The following is an 18,924-nucleotide window of genomic DNA, read 5'->3' as shown; positions in this document are numbered from 1 at the left end:
AACAGCGTGTCCGATATCGAATTCAGCAAGGGCCACGGCACCCAGAACGACTTCGTGGTGCTGCCCGACCTCGAGGTCCGTCTCGACCTGACCGCCGACCGGGTGGCGGCCCTGTGCGACCGACAGCGCGGCCTCGGCGCCGACGGGGTGCTGCGCGTGGCCAAGGCCGGTGCGCTGCTCGGCGCGGGTGTGCTCGAGGCGCTGCCCGAGGGGGTCGGCGCCGAGGACTGGTTCATGGACTACCGCAACGCCGACGGGTCGATCGCGGAGATGTGCGGCAACGGCGTGCGGGTCTTCGCGCACTACCTCAACGCCAGGGGGCTGGAATCGCGCACCGAGTACGTGGTCGGCAGTCGGGCCGGGGCGCGTCCGGTGGTCGTGCACGCGGCGGCGGCCACCGACGGTGAGGTCACCGTGGACATGGGCGTCGTGCGCGAACTCGGCACCTCCACCGCCACCCTCGCGGGCTGGGCGCTGGCCGGCATCGGCATCGATGTGGGCAATCCGCATCTGGCCTGTGTCGACGAGGCCCTGACTGCCGAGTCGCTGGCCAAACTCGATCTGAGCGCCTCGCCCGGCTTCGATCCCGACCTGTTCCCGCACGGGGTGAACGTCGAGATCCTCACCGCCCTCGACGCCGACAACGCCGTGGACATGCGCGTCTACGAGCGGGGCGTGGGCGAAACCCGGTCGTGCGGAACGGGAACCGTGGCCGCGGCCGCCGCCGCGCTGACCGCCGCGGGCGTGTCGGTGGGCACCGAGACCGGCGAGGTCACCGTGCGGGTGCCCGGCGGGACCGTGCGGATCACGATCGTGCAGGGACGCGCGTGGATGCGCGGTCCGTCGGTCCTGCTGGCCACCGGGACCCTGTCGCGAACGTGGTGGGATGCGCAGTAGCGCGATAACCGCGTGCGTGGTGTCACCCGGACGTGGCAGCATGGACAACGTATGACGAAACCAGTAGAACCCACAGAATCCACCTCGGCCGAGGATTCCACCGCGGCCGAGCCCGACGTGACCGCCGATCGCGGTGATGTCGACGATGCGCTGGCCCGCCACGCCGCGCGCATGAAACAGCCCGGTTGGGCGGCCGAGCCGACGCGCGGTGAGATGCAGCTCGACGAGCGCTCCTCGCTGCGTCGCGTCGCCGGGCTGTCCACCGAGCTCACCGACATCACCGAGGTCGAGTACCGGCAGCTGCGCCTCGAGCGCGTCGTGCTCGTCGGGGTGTGGACCACCGGCAGCTCCGCCCAGGCCGAGGCGAGCATGGTCGAGTTGGCGGCGCTGGCCGAGACCGCGGGCTCGGAGGTCCTCGAGGCGCTCATCCAGCGCCGCGACAAGCCCGACCCGGCCACCTACATCGGTTCGGGCAAGGCCGAGGAGCTGCGCACCGTGGTGCTCGACTCCGGCGCCGACACCGTGATCTGCGACGGTGAGCTCACCCCCGCCCAGCTCACCGCGTTGGAGAAGGTCGTCAAGGTCAAGGTCATCGACCGCACCGCGCTGATCCTCGACATCTTCGCCCAGCACGCCACCTCCCGTGAGGGCAAGGCCCAGGTCGCGCTGGCGCAGATGGAATACATGCTGCCGCGACTGCGCGGCTGGGGTGAGTCGATGTCGCGCCAGGCCGGTGGTCGCGCGGGCGGCGCCGGTGGCGGTGTGGGTACGCGTGGTCCCGGTGAGACCAAGATCGAGACCGACCGGCGGCGCATCCGCGAGCGGATGGCCAAGCTGCGGCGGGAGATCCGCGAGATGAAGACCGCGCGCGACACCATGCGCGCCCGACGCACCGAGAGCGGCGTGCCCTCGATCGCCATCGTCGGCTACACCAACGCGGGCAAGTCCAGCCTGATGAACTCGCTCACCGGCGCGGGCCTGCTCGTGCAGGACGCGCTGTTCGCCACCCTCGACCCGACCACCCGCCGGGCCGCGCTCGACGACGGTCGCGAGATGGTGTTCACCGACACCGTCGGTTTCGTGCGCCACCTGCCCACCCAGCTCGTCGAGGCCTTCCGCTCCACCCTCGAGGAGGTCACCGGTGCCGACCTGCTGCTGCACGTCGTCGACGGCGCCGACCCGCTGCCGCTCGAGCAGATCAAGGCGGTGCGCGAGGTGATCACCGACGTGATCCGCGAGCAGGGCACCCCCGCACCGCCGGAACTGTTGGTGGTCAACAAGATCGACGCCGCCGACCCCAACGAGCTCACCCGGTTGCGCGGGATGCTGCCGAAGGCGGCGTTCGTCTCGGCACACACCGGCGCGGGCATCGAGGAGTTGCGTGAGCGACTGCCGGAGGTACTCGGCGGCCTCGATGTCGACATCAGTGTGCTGCTGCCTTACAGCCGCGGCGACCTGCTGGCCCGCATCCACGCCGACGGGCGCATCATCACCGCCGATCACGAGGAGGGCGGGACCCGCGTGCGTGCGCGCGTGCCGCACTCCTTGGCCGCGGCCCTGTCGGAATACGCCCATTCCGGACCGGCGGAGCCTGCGCGCAGCTGAACCACCCCGCCCTGATTTGCCCGCCGGTTGCGGTCAAATGTCGATGGGACACAAGCGTTTTCGGACGCTATCGTCGTATATCGACAGCAGGAGGGTGTTATGTCGAACGATCAACAGCGCATCGATGACGTGCGGGGGACCAGCGGCGGAATTCTGTCGGACGGGGCGCCGCTGGATCCCACGCCGAGCGAATGGGATATCCGCGCGCTCGAGGCGTTGCTCGCGCCGCTGCGCGTGTGGACCAGTCCCCGGTTCTACGGCCTGGACAACATCCCGGCCGAGGGACCGGTGCTGATCGTGGCCAACCACAACCTGCTCGGCGGGATCGACGCGCCGCTGATCATGCCGGAGATCCTGCGCGAACGCGGTCGCCTGGTGCGCGGCCTGGCCGAGCACGTGTTGATGGTGCCCGGGGTGCGCCACTTCCTGCACCATTTCGGCACCGTGCGCGGTACCCGGTCGAACTGCCTGACACTGCTCGAGCGCGGGGAAGCGGTGGTGGTGTTCCCCGGCGGCGGTCGCGAGGCGATCCGGCGATCCGGCGAGAAGTACGTGCTCAAATGGGAGGGCCGCACCGGTTTCGCCCGCATGGCGATCCAGGCCGGGGTGCCGATCGTGCCGCTGGCGATGATCGGCGTCGACGACGCGCTCGACATCGTCGTCGACGGCCAACACCCGGTCATGGCCCCGCTGCGCTGGACCTGCCGCCTGCTCGGCATCAACCCCGAACTGAGCCCACCCCTGGTCACCGGCGTAGGCCCGACCTTCCTACCCCGCCCCGAGCGCTTCTACTTCTCCGCGGGCGCCCCCATCGACCCCACCCCGTGGACCCGGTCCGACGACCTCGACAGCGCCGCCGCCGACCTGCGCGACGTGGTCCGCAAGGGCCTCGAGGAGGAACTGCAGTTCCTGTTCAACGAACGCGACCGCGACACCGGCCGCACCCTCGCCGGCCGCCTCCGCAACGCGCTTCCCTGGTAACCGGTCCTGCCCGAGCCGCCGCCACTCGACCCTGGACGGTTGATCACCACGCTGTGGTGGCGGATTTCGGGGCCGGCGGTGACACCAGAGCGTGGTGATCACCGGTCCAGTGGTGGGGGAGTGGGAATGCTGGGGGTGTCGATGCCGTTGACCCGGTTATGCGGACTGGAGTCCGGTTGGTGAGAGGGTGGCGGTGATGCGACAGGTCGAGGTGGTGCCCGGTGCGGAACGTCGACGCTGGCGGACCGAGTGGCTCGATTCGCGGCAGTCGTTTCCGGTGACCGGCAACTTCGTACACGAGGACTACGCGCACGGGCTGCTGCTCGTGCACAACGAGGACATCGTGGCACCGGGTGAGGGGTTCGACTCCCATCAGCACCGCGACACCGAGATCCTCACCTGGGTGCTGGAAGGCAGTATCGTGCACCAGGATTCGGCCGGGCACTCGGGTGTGATCCGGCCCGGTCTCGCCCAGCGGATGAGCGCGGGCACCGGCGTGCTGCACTCGGAGCGCAACGGCGCGGGCTACCGCGAGCGCGATCGTCTGCACGTGGTGCAGATGTGGATTCCGCCCGACACCACCGGCGTGGCCCCGAGCTACCAGGAACTCGACATCGAGGGTGACCTCGCCCGCAACGCGCTGGTTCCGGTGGCCTCCGGGTTGGCCCGCCATCGCGGCGAGTCGGCGATCGGCCTCGGCAACCGTCACGCGGCCTTCCACGTCGCCCGCCTCGACCCCGGTTCCGCGATCACGGTGCCCGACGCCCCCTACGGCCATGTCTTCGTGGCGCGCGGCCGCGTCGACTACGAAGGGCACGGCGTCCTCGAACAGGGCGACGCGGTGCGTCTGACCGCGAACGGCGGCCACCGCGTCACCGCGCTGACCGCCGCCGAACTACTGATCTGGGAGATGCACGCGAGCGCGCGCCGCTAGACCTTGCGGATGACCGTGACGACCTTGCCCAGGATTTGCGCGTCGTTACCCGGAATGGGTTCGAAGTGCGGGTTGTGCGGCATCAGCCACACGTCCTTGCCGGTGCGCTTGAACGTCTTCACGGTGGCCTCGCCGTCGATCATCGCCGCGACGATATCGCCGCCCTCGGCCACGTTCTGCTGGCGCACCACCACGAAATCGCCGTCGCAGATGGCCGCGTCGATCATCGACTGACCCACGACCTTGAGCAGGAACAGCGAACCCTCGCCGACCAGTTCGCGCGGCAGCGGGAACACGTCCTCCACGGCCTGCTCGGCCAGGATCGGCCCACCGGCGGCGATGCGACCCAGGACCGGGACGAAGGTGGGGGTGGGGCGGTTCGGATCGGCCTCGTCGGCCTGCTGGGGCAGTGCGGTGACCGCGTGCACCGCCTCGTCGAGCCCGCGCACGTTCACCGCGCGGGGCCGATTCGGGTCGCGGCGTAGATATCCCTTGCGTTCGAGCGCGCGCAGCTGGTGGGCCACCGAGGAGGTGGAGGTGAGCCCGACCGCGTCACCGATCTCGCGGATGCTGGGCGGATAGCCCCGTTCGGTCACCGAGGACCGGATGACATCGAGGACCGTGCGTTGACGCACGGTGAGATCCGCGCCGGATCCCGATGTGACGGTGCCGGTGCCGCTTTCGTCACCCGTGTCGTCTGTGTGGGTCACCGTGTCCCGCCCTTCTGAGTTGTCGAATTCGCTGTCTCGAGGCTAGTCGGGCCACGCCGAACTATCAAACATCTGTTCGAGCATGTCGGGCGTTTCGTGCTGACATCGGCGCCGGGATCTGGTAGAAATCGAACATCAGTTCGTCGCACAGGTGTTCGAACAACGGGAGGCATTGCCGCCTCACCAGTACTTTCTCGCAGCAGCGGAGCACACCACCCCGGAGGTTCTTCCGATGAGCACAGCCACCAGCGCCCTGCGTTCCTTCGACTCCACCGCGGCCCCGCAGCCGCTGCCTCGCCGTCGCCGAATCCCCCGCACCCCACGCCCGTTCACCCTCGTCCGTCCCACGCCCTCACCCACCGAAAACCGGGCGCGGGCAATCGACGCGCCGCCCGCCTCCACTCCTGTCGAAACTCGAGCCCCGGCCGATGTCGCCCGCAGTATCGTCCGGTCCGGGGTGCTGAGCGCTCCCACGAACACCACCGCCACCGAACCGGCGGATATCGTCCGCCCACCGCGTCGCATCCCGCTCACCGACGCCGAACTCGACCTCGCCTTCGCCACGGTGCCCCGCAGCGAACCGGCGATGCGCACCGAACGTACGACCGGCACTGAACGCAGGACCGGCGACGAATCTGTGGTCCGCACGGAGCCTCGGGTCCACGCCGACCGCCGAGCGCGCAACGAACTCGTGAAGCGCGGGGAGTCCGTGCCGGGCCGGGAAGCCGCGACCCACCCGGAATCTGTGGCGGGTCGGGAATCGCGAACCCGTGTGGGACTTCGGCCATCGGCGGATCGAGGGCCCCGGCCGCGCGCGCCGCGCACCGAAGTCTCGCTCTACACCCGCGGCTCCGTGCCCAGCGCTCGGCCCGCGCGCGGTCTGCACCCCCTGCACCGGGTCGAACAGGCCAAGGTCGGTTTCGCGACGCTGGCGGTCACCGCGCTGGTGACCGCGTTGCTCGTGGTCGCGTTCCTGCTGCTGGCGCATGTGCGGTCGGGCAGTTTCGTCGACCAGATCGACTCCTCGGTTCCCGGTGTCTCGCAGCAGTCGGGTCTGCCGGCGATGCCGGGCACGGTTCGGTGACGGGGTATTGCCGACCGCTCATCGAGTGACACCGACCGGGACCCGACGTCGCGTCCGGTTCCGACATCTCGCCACACCCGGACACGCAGTGACGGGTGATGTGATCATGACCGGTATCCTGTCAAGCGCCATGGAATAGAAGTGCGCATCGACGAAGGAACCCTCGGATGCATTGCCCGTACTGCCGACACCCCGACTCGCGCGTCGTCGACTCGCGGGAAGTCGAAGAGGGCACCGCGATCCGCCGCCGCCGTTCCTGCCCGGCCTGTTCGCGCCGCTTCACCACGGTCGAGACCGCGATCCTGTCGGTGGTCAAGCGCAGCGGGGTGACCGAACCGTTCAGCCGCGAGAAGGTCATCGTCGGCGTGCGCCGCGCCTGCCAGGGCCGCGAGGTCGACGACGACGCCCTGAACCTGCTCGCCCAGCAGGTCGAGGACGCCGTGCGCGCCACCGGTTCCCCCGAGGTCCCCAGCCACGAGGTCGGCCTCGCCATCCTCGGCCCCCTGCGCGACCTCGACGAAGTCGCCTACCTCCGCTTCGCCTCGGTCTACCGATCCTTCACCAGCGCCGCCGATTTCGAACGCGAGATCACCGAGATGCGCGCCGCCCGCGCCGCGGCCGTCACCACCGACTGATCGGCCCGACACCGCCGCAGCGCGAATCCGGCTCGCCGGATCCGAGCCGCGACGACTCCACGCGGTCTCAGCGGCGGATCGAGCTGATCGCCTTCTCGATGCGCTTGGCCGAGACCGGGTACGGCGTGCCCAGTTTCTGGGCGAAGAGGCTGACGCGCAGTTCCTCGATCATCCACCAGATCTCGGTGACCTCGCGCGCGTTCTTGCGGGCGGGAGGTAGGGCGGCGACGAGTTTGTCGTAGGCGGCGAGCATGCGATCGACCTCGACCATGGCCTGTCGGTCGCGCACCGCCGAACCCGGCAGCGATTCCAGGCGTTGGGCCGCCGCGAGCAGGTAGCGGGGGAGATCGCGCAGGCGGACCCGTCCCCATTCGGCGACGAAGCCGGGGAACAGCAGGTCGTCGAGTTGCTGGGAGACGTCGTCGGCGATATCGGTTTCCAGCGTGTCGGCCAGGGCGGCCCGAGCCTGCTGGGCGGCGGCCAGCACCGGCACGACGGCGCGGATCAGCGCGACCACGGCGGTGCTCAGCTGCGGGCGCACGGCCGCGACCAGCTTGTCGAACTCCTCGGGGGAGCGCACGGGGCCGCCCGCCTTGGCGATGAGTTCGTCGGCGGCGGCGACCCGGCAGTCCTCGACCAGCGCGTCGAGGGAACCGTCGGGGTTCTGGCTCAGGGCGAGGCGGTCGCGGGCGGGCAGGCCCGCGGTCACCGCGCGGGTGGAGGTGGGGACGGCGGCCAGCAGCAGCGTGCGCACGCCCGCGCGCATGGCGGCGGCCTGTTCGCCGGGCGAGCTCAGCACGCGCACCGCCACACCGTCGCCCTCGGGAACCAGCGCGGGATAGCCGGTCACGGTCTGGCCGGCGACCTGGCGGCTCACCGTCGGCGCCACCGAGCCCAACGATTCCGAGGTCCACACCGTGGCGGGCGCCCGCTCGGCGCCGGCGGTCGCACGGGCCACCGACGCCGACACCTGGTCGGCCAGTTGGGCTTTCAGTTGCGGCAGACTCTTGCTCTTGGCGAGCACGGTGCCCCGCTGATCGACCGCGGCGAAGGTCATGCGCAGGTGATCGGGCAGGGCGGTGGGGGACAGGTCCTCGGCGGTGATGGTGGCCGAACCCAGTCGCGACAGTTCGCGCGCGAGCCCGGTGCGCAGCGGTTCGGCGCGCGGGGTGAGCGCGCGCAGGGCCGCCGCGGCGAAATCCGGTGCCGGAACCACGGCGCGACGCAACGTCTTCGGCAGCGTCTTGATGAACGCGGCCGCCAGTTCCTCACGCATGCCCGGCACCAGCCAGTCGAAGCCGACCGCCCGCACGTGGGCGAGCTGCTCGACCGGGATCCGCGCGGTCACACCGTCGTCGTCCTGGCCGGGCTCGAACTGGTAGGTGAGCGGGAAACTCAGCTCGCCCTGGCGCCACGCGTCCGGGAAATCGGTCGGGTCCAAGGCGGCGACACCGGTATTGACCACGGTGTCGGTCGAGAAGTCCAGCAGGGTGGGATCGTTGCGTTCGGTCTTGCGCCACCAGCTGTCGAAGTGGCGCACCGAGACGATGTCGGCCGGGATGCGCTGGTCGTAGAACTCGAACAGCACCTCGTCGTCGACGAGGATGTCGCGGCGCCGGGCCCGATGCTCGAGATCGGCCACATCGTCGATGAGAGCGCGATTGCGGGCGAAGAACCCGTGCCGCGTCTGCCACTCGCCCTGGACCAGGGCGTGGCGGATGAACAGTTCACGCGACTGCTCCGGGTCGATGCGCCCGAAGTCCACGGGCCGCCCGGTCACCAGCGGCACGCCGTAGAGCGTGGCCCGCTCGTATGCTCGCGCCGAACCCCGCTTGGACGACCAGTGCGGTTCGGAGTAGGTGCGCTTGACCAGGTCACCGGCCAGCCGCTCGGCCCATTCCGGCTCGACCTTGGCCGCGATGCGCCCCCACAGCCGCGAGGTCTCCACCAGCTCCGCCGCCATCACCCAGCGCGGCGCCTTCTTGGCCAGCGACGACCCGGGAAAGATCATGAACTTGGCATTGCGCGCCCCGAGGAATTCCCGCGACTCCGCTTCGCGCACACCGATATGCGAGAGCATGCCCGCCAGCAGCGACTGATGGATCTGCGCGCTCGGCCACGGCATTGCATCGTCCTCGACCACCGAATCCGCCTGCCCGCGAACAGTTTTCGCGCCACCGTCGCGCGCCTGCCCCCGCCCGGCACCGTCACGAGGGGACTCACCCCGGCGTGCGCCGTCCCGTCGGCCCCCCGAAGAATCCTCGCGCCCGCCGGTGTGGCCCGTCGAATCCGCTACCGCGCGTTGGGTGTTCGCCCGACCTCGGCCACGACGGCCAGTGCCCGACGAGTCGTCGGTGGCCCCTCGGCCGCGACGCCCGGTTCTCGAAGCGCCGTCGCCCTCCGCGCGGCCGGAAGTGGCTTCTCCGCCCGACGAGGCGCTGTCCGACTTCGCGTGGCTGTCGTTCCAGCCCATGCCTCGCACGATGGTCCGCAACTGGCCGTGTAGGTCCTGCCACTCCCGGATTCGCAGGTAGTGCAGGAACTCGTCGCGGCACATGCGACGGAACTGGTTGGACGACAGGGACTTCCGCTGTTCGGTCAGGTAGTCCCACAGGCGCAGGTACGACAGGAAGTCCGAGCCCTCGACGGTGAAGCGCGCGTGCTGGGTGTCGGCGGCCTGCTGATGCTCGACCGGTCGCTCGCGCACGTCCTGGATCGACAGCGCCGCCACGATGACCAGCACTTCGTCCAGGCACCCATTGCGGTGGGCTTCGACGAGCATGCGGGCCATGCGCGGGTCCACCGGCAGCTGCGCCATCTCGCGCCCGATCGGGGTGAGGCGCAGGTGCCCGTCCGAATCCTCGTCGCCGCCGAGGGTTTTCGAGCTGCCATGCGCGAGGGCCCCGAGTTCCTCGAGCAGGGCGATGCCGTCGCGGATGGCGCGGCGATCGGGGGCCTCCACGAACGGGAAGCTCTCGATATCGCCCAGGCCCAGCGCCGTCATCTGCAGGATGACCGCGGCGAGGTTGGTGCGCAGGATCTCCGGTTCGGTGAACGCGGGCCGCGCCTCGAAGTCCTCCTCCGAGTACAGGCGGATGCAGATACCGTCGGCGACACGACCACAGCGACCGGATCGCTGCCGGGCCGACGCCTGCGAAACCTCCTCGATCGGCAGTCGCTGCACCTTGGTGCGCATCGAATACCGGGAGATCCGGGCGGTGCCGGGGTCGATGACGTAGCGGATGCCGGGCACCGTCAGCGAGGTCTCGGCGACATTGGTGGCCAACACCACGCGGCGCCCGGTGTGCGGGGCGAACACCTTGTGCTGCTCGGCCGCCGACAGTCGCGCGTACAGCGGCACGATCTCGGTGCGGGGCAGTCGCAGGTCGCGTAGGGCGTCGGCGGTGTCGCGGATCTCGCGTTCGCCGGACAGGAACACCAGCACGTCACCGTCGCCCTCGGCGAACAGTTCGCGCACCCCGTCGGCGATGGCGTCGGTCGGATCGCGGTCCACCACGCGGGTGTCCTCGTCGTCCTCGACCCCGGGCAGTTCCAGCGACAGCGGCCGATACCGCAACTCCACCGGATACGAGCGCCCCGACACCTCGACGATCGGGGCGGGCGTGCCCTGCGCGTCGGCGAAGTGGCGGGCGAACAGTTCGGGGTCGATGGTGGCCGAGGTGATGATCACCTTGAGATCGGGCCGCCGCGGCAGCAACTGCTTGAGATAGCCGAGCAGGAAGTCGATATTGAGGCTGCGTTCGTGCGCCTCGTCGATGATGATCGTGTCGTAGCGGCGCAGCATCCGGTCGCGTTGGATCTCGGCGAGCAGGATGCCGTCGGTCATGAGCTTGACCAGCGTGCGATCGGAGGCCTGATCGGTGAACCGGACGGTGTAGCCGACCACGTCGCCGAGTTCGGTGCCCAGTTCCTCGGCGATGCGTTCGGCCACCGTGCGCGCGGCGAGGCGGCGCGGCTGGGTGTGCCCGATCGTGCCCCGCACGCCGCGACCGAGTTCGAGGCAGATCTTCGGGATCTGGGTGGTCTTGCCCGAACCGGTCTCACCGGCCACGATCACGACCTGGTTGGCGGCGATGGCCGCGGCGATGTCGTCGCGGCGCGCGGACACCGGCAGTTGTTCCGGGTAGGTGATCTGCGGAAGCGCCGCGCGGCGATGGGCCACGCGGGCGGCGGCGGCGTCGATCTGGGCCTCGAGGCCGGGCAGATCGTCGGGACGCGCGCGGTCCAGCAGGCGCCCGAACCGATGTTCGTCGCGCAGCGAGACCTCCGCCAGGCGGGTGCGCAGCGCGCGGGTTCCGGTACTAGCTGTCCTGGTCATTGCGCCTCCCAGCCTAATGGAGGCCGCCACTGGTTTTTCCCCGCGAGCCCCGACCACCCACTCGCGGAGACCAACGACACACCACGAGACGGCGGTTCGCCGGGTTCCTGCCGACCGTCGGGCACCCGTGCGAAGATCCGACCAGTGTTGAGGTGTGCGACGTCGACCGACGCGGGGCGCCCGAACACCGTCGGAACGGAGCCGTCATGAGCGATCAGCCCACCGAACAACGCGACGCGCACGGCGAGCGAACCGCCTGGTGGATTCGGGCCTACCGGATCGGCTTCGGCCTGCTCGGCGTGCTCGCGCTGGTGTGGATCCCCCTGCGCAATATCGACTCGGCCACCTTCTCGCTCACCAACTACCTGAGCTACTTCACCATCGAATCCAACGTGCTCTCGGTGATCGTGCTGCTCGTGGGTGGCGCGCTGGCCCCGCAGGGCGCGCACTGGCAGACCTTCCGGGGCGCGGTCACCCTCTACATGCTGATCACGATGGTCGTCTACGCCGTGCTGCTGGCCGAGGTCGACGTGATGCTCACCGACCGGTGGATCAACGACGTCCTGCACCGCATCGTGCCGCTGGTCCTGCTGCTGGACTGGCTGTTCGTCCCGATGGCGGCGCGCCTGCGGGCCACCCCGCGACTGATCGGCCTGTGGCTGATCTTCCCGGTCGGCTATGGCGTGTACACCCTGATCCGGGGCCCGATCGTCGACTGGTATCCATACCCTTTCATCGATCCGCGGACCCAGGGCTACGGGTCGCTGACCATCGGGCTGGCGGTGTTGCTGGTGGTGTTCGTCGTGCTCGCGGTGGCCATGGCCGCGCTCGGCGACCTGCCCGCGCGGTGGCGCGAACGTCGGTCGGACTGACGGCGGCGGCGGGTCCAGCGCGCACGACCGCGCGCGGTGGAGTAAATGTGGAGCCATGAATGCGCTCTGGCATGGATTCGCCGATATGGGTGCCGTCGATCGTGACGGTGCGTTCGTGATCGCTCGCGGCGAGGGCGCCTACGTCTTCGACACGGCCGGCAAGCGCTACCTCGACGCCACCGCCGGACTGTGGTTCGCCAATGTCGGCCACGGGCGCGGCGAGATCGCCGACGCCACCGCCGCGCAGTTGCGCACCATCGCCCACTACTCCAACTTCGGCGACCTCACCGAAGCCCCCACCCAGGAACTCGCCGAGAAGCTCTCCTCGATCGCCCCGGTGCCCGGCAGCAAGATCTTCTTCACCTCCGGCGGCTCGGACTCGGTGGAGACCGCGGCCAAACTGGCCCGGCGCTACTGGCACGAACAGGGCCGCGCCGACAAGAAGATCCTGGTCGGTCGCCGTTTCGCCTACCACGGCATGCACTACGCGAGCACCTCGCTCGGTGGTCTGACGCCGAACAAGGAGGGCTACGGCGTGCTGGTCGAGGACACCCGCACGGTCGAATGGAACGACGCGAAATCCCTGCTCGCCCTGATCGAGGAGATCGGCGCCGAACGCATCGCCGCATTCTTCTGCGAGCCGATCATCGGCGCGGGCGGGGTGTACCTGCCGCCGGAGGGGTATCTGGCCGAGGTGCGCCAGATCTGCCGCGATCACGACATCCTGTTCGTGGCCGACGAGGTCGTCACCGGTTTCGGTCGCATCGGCGGCTCCTGGTTCGCCTCCACCCGCTTCGACCTTCGCCCCGACCTCATGACCACCGCCAAGGGCCTGACCTCAGGCTATCTGCCGATGGGCGCGGTCTTCATCGCCCCGCACCTGGCCGAACCGTTCTACGCGGGCGGCACCTGGTTCCGGCACGGCTACACCTACGGCGGTCACGCCGGTGCGGCGGCCGCAGCCCTGGCCAACCTCGCCATCGTCGAACGCGAAGGACTCCTCGAGGAAGCCGCGCGCCTCGAAACCACCCTGCACGTCGCCCTGGCCCCGCTGGCCGAGCACCCCCGCGTCGCCGAGGTCCGCAGCGGGCTCGGCGCGGTGGCGGCGGTCCAGTTGGTCGACCCGTCCGAAGGCCCCGCCCTGGTCAAAACCCTGCGCGAACACGGCATCTCCGGCCGCGCCGCCGGTGCGGGCGCCATGCAGATCTCCCCGTCTTTCGTCATGACCGACGCCCAGGTCGCCGACCTGGTCGCGGGCTTCGCCAGCGCGCTGGGGTGATTCGGGACTACCGCACCGGGCCGATCCCCGTTCCTGACGACATGCGGCCACGGATGCTGAGACTCGGGTCCCGCCCGATTCGGTAGGAGGTGAGCCTGCGGTAACGCTCGGGCCGGTGGCTACGCGGGGTCCAGTGCGAGGGTGAAGAACCGGCTCAACGGGTCGGGGGAGTAGCTGCCGAAGGGTCCGCACTCGGTGAACCCGTGGCGCAGGTAGAGGCGGCGCGCGGGGGCGAAGAAGTCCTCGGCGCCGGTCTCGAGGCTCAGGCGGCGGTATCCGCGCTCCCGGGCCACCGCGACGAGATGGGCGAGCACCGCCGCCGCCACCCCACGGCCGGTGAATTCCGGTGCGGTGCGCATGGACTTGATCTCGCCGTGTTCGGGGTCGAGTTCCTTCAGCGCGCCGCACCCGGCGAGATCCGCGCCCACCCAGGCGCTCCACACGGTGATCGCGGGATCACGCAGGGCGGTGAGGTCGAGGGCGTGCATGCTCTCGGCGGGGGAGGTGTCCGCCATTTCGGCGTGGTGGGCGGCGAGTAGGGCGCGGATCGGCGCGCCGGAGAGGTCGTCGGCCACCACGGTGAGCTGGTCGACCGCGGGGGTTCGGCTATCGGTCATGAGTCCAGTTTGCGGGTGCGGGTCGGGTTCGCGCGACTCGGGCACCGTGTTGTCGCGGTGACCGCGCGGTCGACGAAGCCGTGACGCGTGGTGGCCCCACCGAGCCGGCGAACGCGATGCGCAAGCCTGTGACCGCGCGAAACACCCGCGTGGGTGGTGTCGGGGTGCGAGCATTGTCGGGCGGGTGTCGACTCGAAGGTGGTGGGGTGTGGCCGAATTCGTCGAGCAATACGCGTTGGTGCGGTGGCCGGTGGTCGCCGCGTTCGTGCTGGCGTCGGGGATCGTGGCGACCCGGTTGGCTCGGCGCGTGCCGCAGGCGCAGCGTGCCGATACCGCCTCCGACAGCGCGCACCTGCTGATGTGCCTGGCGATGTTGGCGATGCTGGTGTTTCCCGCGGGCACCGACCCGCACGCGATGCGCGGAGTCCTCACCGCGCTCACCGTCACCTTCGCGCTGCTGCTCGTCGAACGCTGCGTACGCCGACGGTCCGGGGCCCCGGACCACGGTGTGCAAGCCCTCGGCTATCACACCGTCGCCGCCGCGGCCATGCTCTACGCGATGGCCGCGCACGGTGCGACACACGGCGAAACCGGCTGGCCCGCGCTCGGATTGGCGGTGCTGTTCGCCCTGGACGCGCTGCTCGTGCTCGCCACCCTCGGGCGCCGATCCCGGTGGCACCACGCCGTCCACCCGGTCGGTTCCCACCCGCTGACCTCGGCGCTGGTACCCCACGTGGTGATGGATATCGGGACGGCGTTCATGCTGATCGCCGCTTTCGCGCGGTGAATACCGATCCACAACCGCGTGTGCTGCGAATTGCCTTAGTGCGGGCAGGAATTCGACGATGAGCGGGCAGCGTGGTCCTCGACACACGCCGGGGCCCGGTGGGGCGCGCGTCCCCGAGATCGCCGCGGGCGCCGACGATCGCGAGCAGATGCACTCGCTCTACAACGCCACCGGCGCCGCGGCCTTCGGTTTGGCGCTGCGTGTGCTGCACCGGCGCGGGGCGGCCGAGGAGGTCGTGCGTGAGGGGTACCGGCGTGCGCGCCTGGCGCGCTGGACCTTCGACGAGGACGAGCCCGAGATCGTCCCCGCCGCCCCGGAGCCCGCGCCGCCACCGCCGCGACCGGGCCCCGACCTCGGCACGCCGTGGGGCCGGGCGGCTTTCGCGGCGACCGGCGTGCGCTCGGACCTGCTCCCGTACGGGGCGATGGATGTCGCCTTCGGCAGCGGCGTCGTCTACGCCCCGAAGGAACCCGGCCCACCCGAGAGCCGCCACGACGACGAGCCCCCCGAACCCGACGAATTCGCGGCCGCGCGCACCCCGCTCGACCGCGACCCCCTCGCCGTCCCCGCCGACCACTCCTGGCTCCTGGCGCAGATCCACCGCCTCGCGGTCCAACGCCTGCGCCTCGACCGCCGCGACGACGACGTCCCCTGGCTGGCCGCCGCCGCCCGACTCGGTTTCGACGACCCCCTCGACAGCCGCTGCGAGGTCTTCGTGCTGGCCTACTACGGCGGCCGCACCTACCGGGCCATCAGCCGCGAGCTGGGCATGCGCGTGCCGATGGTCACCAGATTGCTGGCCGACGGCATCGAACGGCTGGCCGAACAGCGCATCATCGGCTGGCCGGGCAAACAGTCGTGGAGCCCGCCCGGCTCGGTCCTGTCGGTCGCCGACGCCTACGCCCTCGACGCGGTCGCCGAACTCGAACACCACCACATCGAGAACAAACTCAGCGCCACCGCCCCGAACAGCCTGTCCCAGTTCGCGGCCCGCGTGCGCGGCGTGCACGAGATGTTGGCGCTGCTGGCCGTCGACGACGAACACGCCCCGCCGCGCGCCCTGGAAACCCGGATCCTCGCCGACATCGGCACCGATCCGCCTCCGCGGCGCGGCCCCTGGGTGGCGACCCCGCCCTGGCTACGCCGCTTTCACACCTAGAGCACCACCACGTGATCCTCGGCGACCCGTCCGCCGAGCCGAACCCAGCCGTCGGAATCCCACTCGGTGTAGAGCTGGGAACCCTGCCCCTGGGTGATGATCAGCCCGCGCCGCAGCTGCGCGGTGAGCGCGACCGCCGCCGCCCCGGTCGCCTCGTCCTCGGCGATCCCCATGGCGGGGGCGAACATCCGCGAGCGAATCGTGCCGCGCGCCTCGTCGACCCACGCCCACCGGTAGTGCTGGCCCTCGGTGAAATCCGAGGCCGACAGGCCCACCAGTTCCACGAGCGAATCCATCTGGGTGAACTCGAAGGTCGGCGCCCACTCGGCGCGCGCGGTGATCCACGTCAGGCCGTCGGCCTGGGTCACCGCCACCGGACCCGCCGGGACCCGCAGGGTTTCCACCGGCGTGCCCTGCACGTCGAGCCACCACGCCGTGCCCACGGTGGGATGTCCGGCGAAGGGCAACTCCATGGCCGGGGTGTAGATGCGCACGTCGGCGACCCCGTCGACGGGATCGGAGACCACCGTGGTCTCACTGAAACCCAGCCGGGCGGCCAACAGTTGCTTGTCCAGGGCCACGACGTCACCGGCGCGGGCGATGCCGAGCGCATTGCCGAGATTGCCTGCCGGATCGGTGAACACTCGCACGACCTCGACCTGGATATCCGGGGCATCGGGCACATCATGTGCGTTCATGATCGCGAGCCTACCGGGCTGTTCGGTCGGTCTCCCGACGCCACACAGCCCCGACCCGCACCAGCGGATCGGGGCTGTGTACCGCGTGGAAAATCAGACGCCGGCCGACGCCAGCGCCTCGGTGGAGGCCACCGCCTGGCCGACACCGGCCACGATCGCGGCCGCGCGCAGCGACTCGAAGATCACCTCGCGCGACACACCGGCCTCGCGCAGCGTCTTCTCGTGCGCCTCGAGGCAGTGCGCGCACCCGTTGATCGAGGACACCGCGAACGACCACAGCTCGAAATCGGCCTTGTCGACGCCGGGGTTGCCGATGATGTTCATCCGCAGACCGGCGCGCAGGTCGTCGTAGCGACCGTCCAGGAACGCCTTGCCGCGGTAGAACACGTTGTTCATGCCCATGATCGAGGCGGCGCCCAGCGCGGCGTCGTACGCCTCGGCGGACAGCACATCGGCGGCCTCGTCGGCGATCTCGCGCAGGGTGGTGGCCGAGCGGGTGGCCGCGGCCGAGGCGAGCAGGGTGCCCCACAGCTGCTGCTCGTTGAGCACCGTGGTGCGGGCCAGCGAGGACAGGTTGAGCTTGAGGTCCTTGGCGTACTCGGGAAGAGAGTTCTTCAGGTTCTCGATGCTCATATCAGTGGGGCTCCTCTGGGTATTTCGGTGGGGAAGGGTGAATCAGACGCTGGCCGAAAGCAGTTCGCCCGCGTTGATGGTCGGGTCGCCCTTCTTCCAGTTGCAGGCGCACAGCTCGTCGGACTGCAGGGCGTCGAGCACGCGCAGCACCTCGTCGACGTTGCGACCGACCGAACCGGCGGTCACCGAGACGAACTGCACCTCGTTGTTCGGGTCGACGATGAAGGTGGCGCGGTCGGCGACGCCGTCGGCGTTGAGCACACCGGTGGCGGCGGCCAGCTCGCGCTTGAGGTCGGACAGGATCGGGAAGGGCAGGGTCTTGAGATCGTCGTGCTGGGCGCGCCACTGGAAGTGCACGAACTCGTTGTCGACCGAGGCGCCGAGGACCTGCGCGTCACGATCGGCGAACTCCTCGTTCAGCTTGCCGAACGCGGCGATCTCGGTGGGGCACACGAAGGTGAAGTCCTTGGGCCAGAAGAACACGATGCGCCACTTGCCCGCGTGGTCGTCGCTGGTGATCTGGGTGAAGTAGTCGTCGGGCTGCTGGGCGTCGACCTTGGAGAGATCGCCCCCGATGACGGCCTTGAGGTTGTACGCCGGGAACTGGTCGCCGATGGTCAGCAGAGCCATGCTTCATCTCCTCATTGGTGGTGTGTTGACGTCAGCCTACTAAAAGGTAAAGACGATTGCTCCCCGTACACTGATAGGTGTGAGTGATCAGACTTATCAGCCAACCCTGTCGCAGCTGCGTGCGTTCGTGGCCATCGCCGAATATCGACATTTCGGCACCGCCGCAGCGCGTTCGGCTGTGAGCCAACCCACGTTATCGCAGGCCCTGGCATCACTGGAAAACGGCCTCGGACTGCAGTTGATCGAGCGCAGCACCCGTCGCGTGCTGGTCACCGCGGCCGGAATGCGACTGCTCCCACAGGCGATGGCCACGCTGGAGGCGGCCGACCGATTCCTCGCCTCGGCCACCGGCGACACCCTCGGTGGCACCCTGCGCCTCGGCATCATCCCGACCGTCGCGCCCTACGTGCTGCCCGAGCTGCTGCCGGAACTGCGGCGCAAACTGCCCGCGACGGTGCCCCAGGTCGTGGAGGACCAGACCGCGCGATTACTCGACGGGCTGCGCACCGGCGTCCTCGACGTCGCCGTGCTCGCCCTGCCCACCGAGACCAGCGGCCTGGTCGAGATCCCGCTCTACAGCGAGGAGTTCGTGCTGGTCACCCCCCGTGGGCACGCGCTGGCCGGGCGCACCGACCTCGGCGCGCCCGAGCTCGCCGAACTGCCGCTGCTGCTGCTCGACGAGGGCCACTGCCTGCGCGATCAGACCCTGGAACTGTGCCGGGCCGCCGACGCGCACCCCGGCGCCGTCGGCGACACCCGCGCCGCCTCGCTCACCACCGTGGTGCAGTGCGTGGCCGGTGGGCTCGGCGTGACCCTCATCCCGGAGATGGCCGTGCCCGCCGAAACCGCGCGCGGCACCCTCGACACCGCCCGCTTCGCCACCCCCGCGCCCGGCCGCACGATCGGGCTGGCCTACCGGTCCTCCTCGGCCCGCGCCGACGACTACGAGTACCTGGCCGCGGTGATCCGGTCCAAGCGTCCGTTCTGAGCGATCGTGGCCCCCGCCGCGAGCCACCTTCCTGCTATCTTGAACGTCGTTCAATTACTGCTGCGAAGGATGTCCG

Annotated in this window: 17 protein-coding genes; 11 read left to right on the top strand and 6 right to left on the bottom strand. The window is 70.0% G+C overall.

What is annotated here, in order from left to right:
• Positions 1-15: 15 nt before the first annotated feature.
• From dapF to ACFP3H_RS16400, 4 genes are all read left to right on the top strand, one after another.
• Positions 16-897: a diaminopimelate epimerase gene (gene dapF / locus ACFP3H_RS16415; RefSeq protein WP_378607415.1), complete on the top strand. Its 882-nt coding sequence runs from the start codon at positions 16-18 to the stop codon at positions 895-897.
• A gap of 171 nt (positions 898-1,068) precedes the next feature.
• On the top strand, positions 1,069-2,502 hold the full coding sequence (gene hflX, locus ACFP3H_RS16410) for a GTPase HflX (protein ID WP_378607412.1): 1,434 nt from the start codon (positions 1,069-1,071) through the stop codon (positions 2,500-2,502).
• A 99-nt stretch (positions 2,503-2,601) separates the two neighbouring features.
• A complete protein-coding gene (locus ACFP3H_RS16405; protein ID WP_378606600.1) occupies positions 2,602-3,483 on the top strand; it encodes a lysophospholipid acyltransferase family protein in 882 nt (293 codons plus the stop codon).
• Between the two features lie 196 nt (positions 3,484-3,679).
• The gene (locus tag ACFP3H_RS16400) at positions 3,680-4,417 is read left to right on the top strand and encodes a pirin family protein (RefSeq protein WP_378606597.1); all 738 of its coding nucleotides are present in this window, start codon (positions 3,680-3,682) and stop codon (positions 4,415-4,417) included.
• Here the strand turns inward: ACFP3H_RS16400 and lexA are convergent.
• On the bottom strand, positions 4,414-5,127 hold the full coding sequence (lexA, locus tag ACFP3H_RS16395; protein ID WP_378606594.1) for a transcriptional repressor LexA: 714 nt from the start codon (positions 5,125-5,127) through the stop codon (positions 4,414-4,416). The genes ACFP3H_RS16400 and lexA overlap by 4 nt on opposite strands.
• 232 nt (positions 5,128-5,359) lie before the next feature.
• On the opposite strand from lexA, the gene ACFP3H_RS16390 reads away from it, so the two are divergent.
• Together ACFP3H_RS16390 and nrdR are read left to right on the top strand one after the other, a co-directional pair.
• Entirely contained in the window at positions 5,360-6,211 is an 852-nt protein-coding gene (locus tag ACFP3H_RS16390) for a hypothetical protein (protein WP_378606591.1), read from the top strand.
• A 167-nt stretch (positions 6,212-6,378) separates the two neighbouring features.
• A complete protein-coding gene (gene nrdR / locus ACFP3H_RS16385) occupies positions 6,379-6,846 on the top strand; it encodes a transcriptional regulator NrdR (protein WP_378606588.1) in 468 nt (155 codons plus the stop codon).
• A 67-nt stretch (positions 6,847-6,913) separates the two neighbouring features.
• Here nrdR and hrpA read toward each other — a convergent pair whose 3' ends face one another.
• The gene (hrpA, locus tag ACFP3H_RS16380; protein WP_378606585.1) at positions 6,914-11,185 is read right to left on the bottom strand and encodes an ATP-dependent RNA helicase HrpA; all 4,272 of its coding nucleotides are present in this window, start codon (positions 11,183-11,185) and stop codon (positions 6,914-6,916) included.
• A 206-nt stretch (positions 11,186-11,391) separates the two neighbouring features.
• On the opposite strand from hrpA, the gene ACFP3H_RS16375 reads away from it, so the two are divergent.
• Together ACFP3H_RS16375 and ACFP3H_RS16370 are read left to right on the top strand one after the other, a co-directional pair.
• A complete protein-coding gene (locus ACFP3H_RS16375) occupies positions 11,392-12,057 on the top strand; it encodes a Pr6Pr family membrane protein (protein ID WP_378606582.1) in 666 nt (221 codons plus the stop codon).
• A gap of 55 nt (positions 12,058-12,112) precedes the next feature.
• Entirely contained in the window at positions 12,113-13,336 is a 1,224-nt protein-coding gene (locus ACFP3H_RS16370) for an aminotransferase family protein (protein WP_378606579.1), read from the top strand.
• A 119-nt stretch (positions 13,337-13,455) separates the two neighbouring features.
• Here ACFP3H_RS16370 and ACFP3H_RS16365 read toward each other — a convergent pair whose 3' ends face one another.
• Positions 13,456-13,953 carry a GNAT family N-acetyltransferase gene (locus ACFP3H_RS16365; protein WP_378606576.1) on the bottom strand — a complete coding sequence of 166 codons (498 nt, stop codon included), beginning with the start codon at positions 13,951-13,953 and terminating at the stop codon, positions 13,456-13,458.
• A gap of 208 nt (positions 13,954-14,161) precedes the next feature.
• Between ACFP3H_RS16365 and ACFP3H_RS16360 the strand changes: the two genes are divergently transcribed.
• Both ACFP3H_RS16360 and ACFP3H_RS16355 read left to right on the top strand, forming a co-directional pair.
• Entirely contained in the window at positions 14,162-14,740 is a 579-nt protein-coding gene (locus ACFP3H_RS16360) for a DUF5134 domain-containing protein (RefSeq protein ID WP_378606573.1), read from the top strand.
• A gap of 58 nt (positions 14,741-14,798) precedes the next feature.
• Positions 14,799-15,899 carry an RskA family anti-sigma factor gene (locus ACFP3H_RS16355; protein WP_378606570.1) on the top strand — a complete coding sequence of 367 codons (1,101 nt, stop codon included), beginning with the start codon at positions 14,799-14,801 and terminating at the stop codon, positions 15,897-15,899.
• Here ACFP3H_RS16355 and ACFP3H_RS16350 read toward each other — a convergent pair.
• From ACFP3H_RS16350 to ACFP3H_RS16340, 3 genes are all read right to left on the bottom strand, one after another.
• Positions 15,896-16,597 (bottom strand): PhzF family phenazine biosynthesis protein, encoded by a 702-nt coding sequence (locus tag ACFP3H_RS16350; protein WP_378606567.1) that lies wholly within the window; start codon positions 16,595-16,597, stop codon positions 15,896-15,898. The genes ACFP3H_RS16355 and ACFP3H_RS16350 overlap by 4 nt on opposite strands.
• A 93-nt stretch (positions 16,598-16,690) precedes the next feature.
• A complete protein-coding gene (ahpD, locus tag ACFP3H_RS16345) occupies positions 16,691-17,230 on the bottom strand; it encodes an alkylhydroperoxidase, AhpD family (protein WP_378606564.1) in 540 nt (179 codons plus the stop codon).
• 42 nt (positions 17,231-17,272) lie between these two features.
• Entirely contained in the window at positions 17,273-17,860 is a 588-nt protein-coding gene (locus ACFP3H_RS16340; RefSeq protein WP_378606561.1) for a peroxiredoxin, read from the bottom strand.
• 79 nt (positions 17,861-17,939) lie between these two features.
• On the opposite strand from ACFP3H_RS16340, the gene ACFP3H_RS16335 reads away from it, so the two are divergent.
• Positions 17,940-18,848, top strand: a complete 909-nt coding sequence (locus ACFP3H_RS16335) for a hydrogen peroxide-inducible genes activator (protein ID WP_378606558.1) — start codon at positions 17,940-17,942, stop codon at positions 18,846-18,848.
• Positions 18,849-18,924 lie beyond the last annotated feature (76 nt).

Origin of the sequence: Nocardia lasii, from assembly GCF_042658545.1 — a bacterium.
Classification (GTDB): Bacteria; Actinomycetota; Actinomycetes; order Mycobacteriales; family Mycobacteriaceae; genus Nocardia; species Nocardia lasii.
This window is presented reverse-complemented; position numbering and strand designations above follow the sequence as displayed.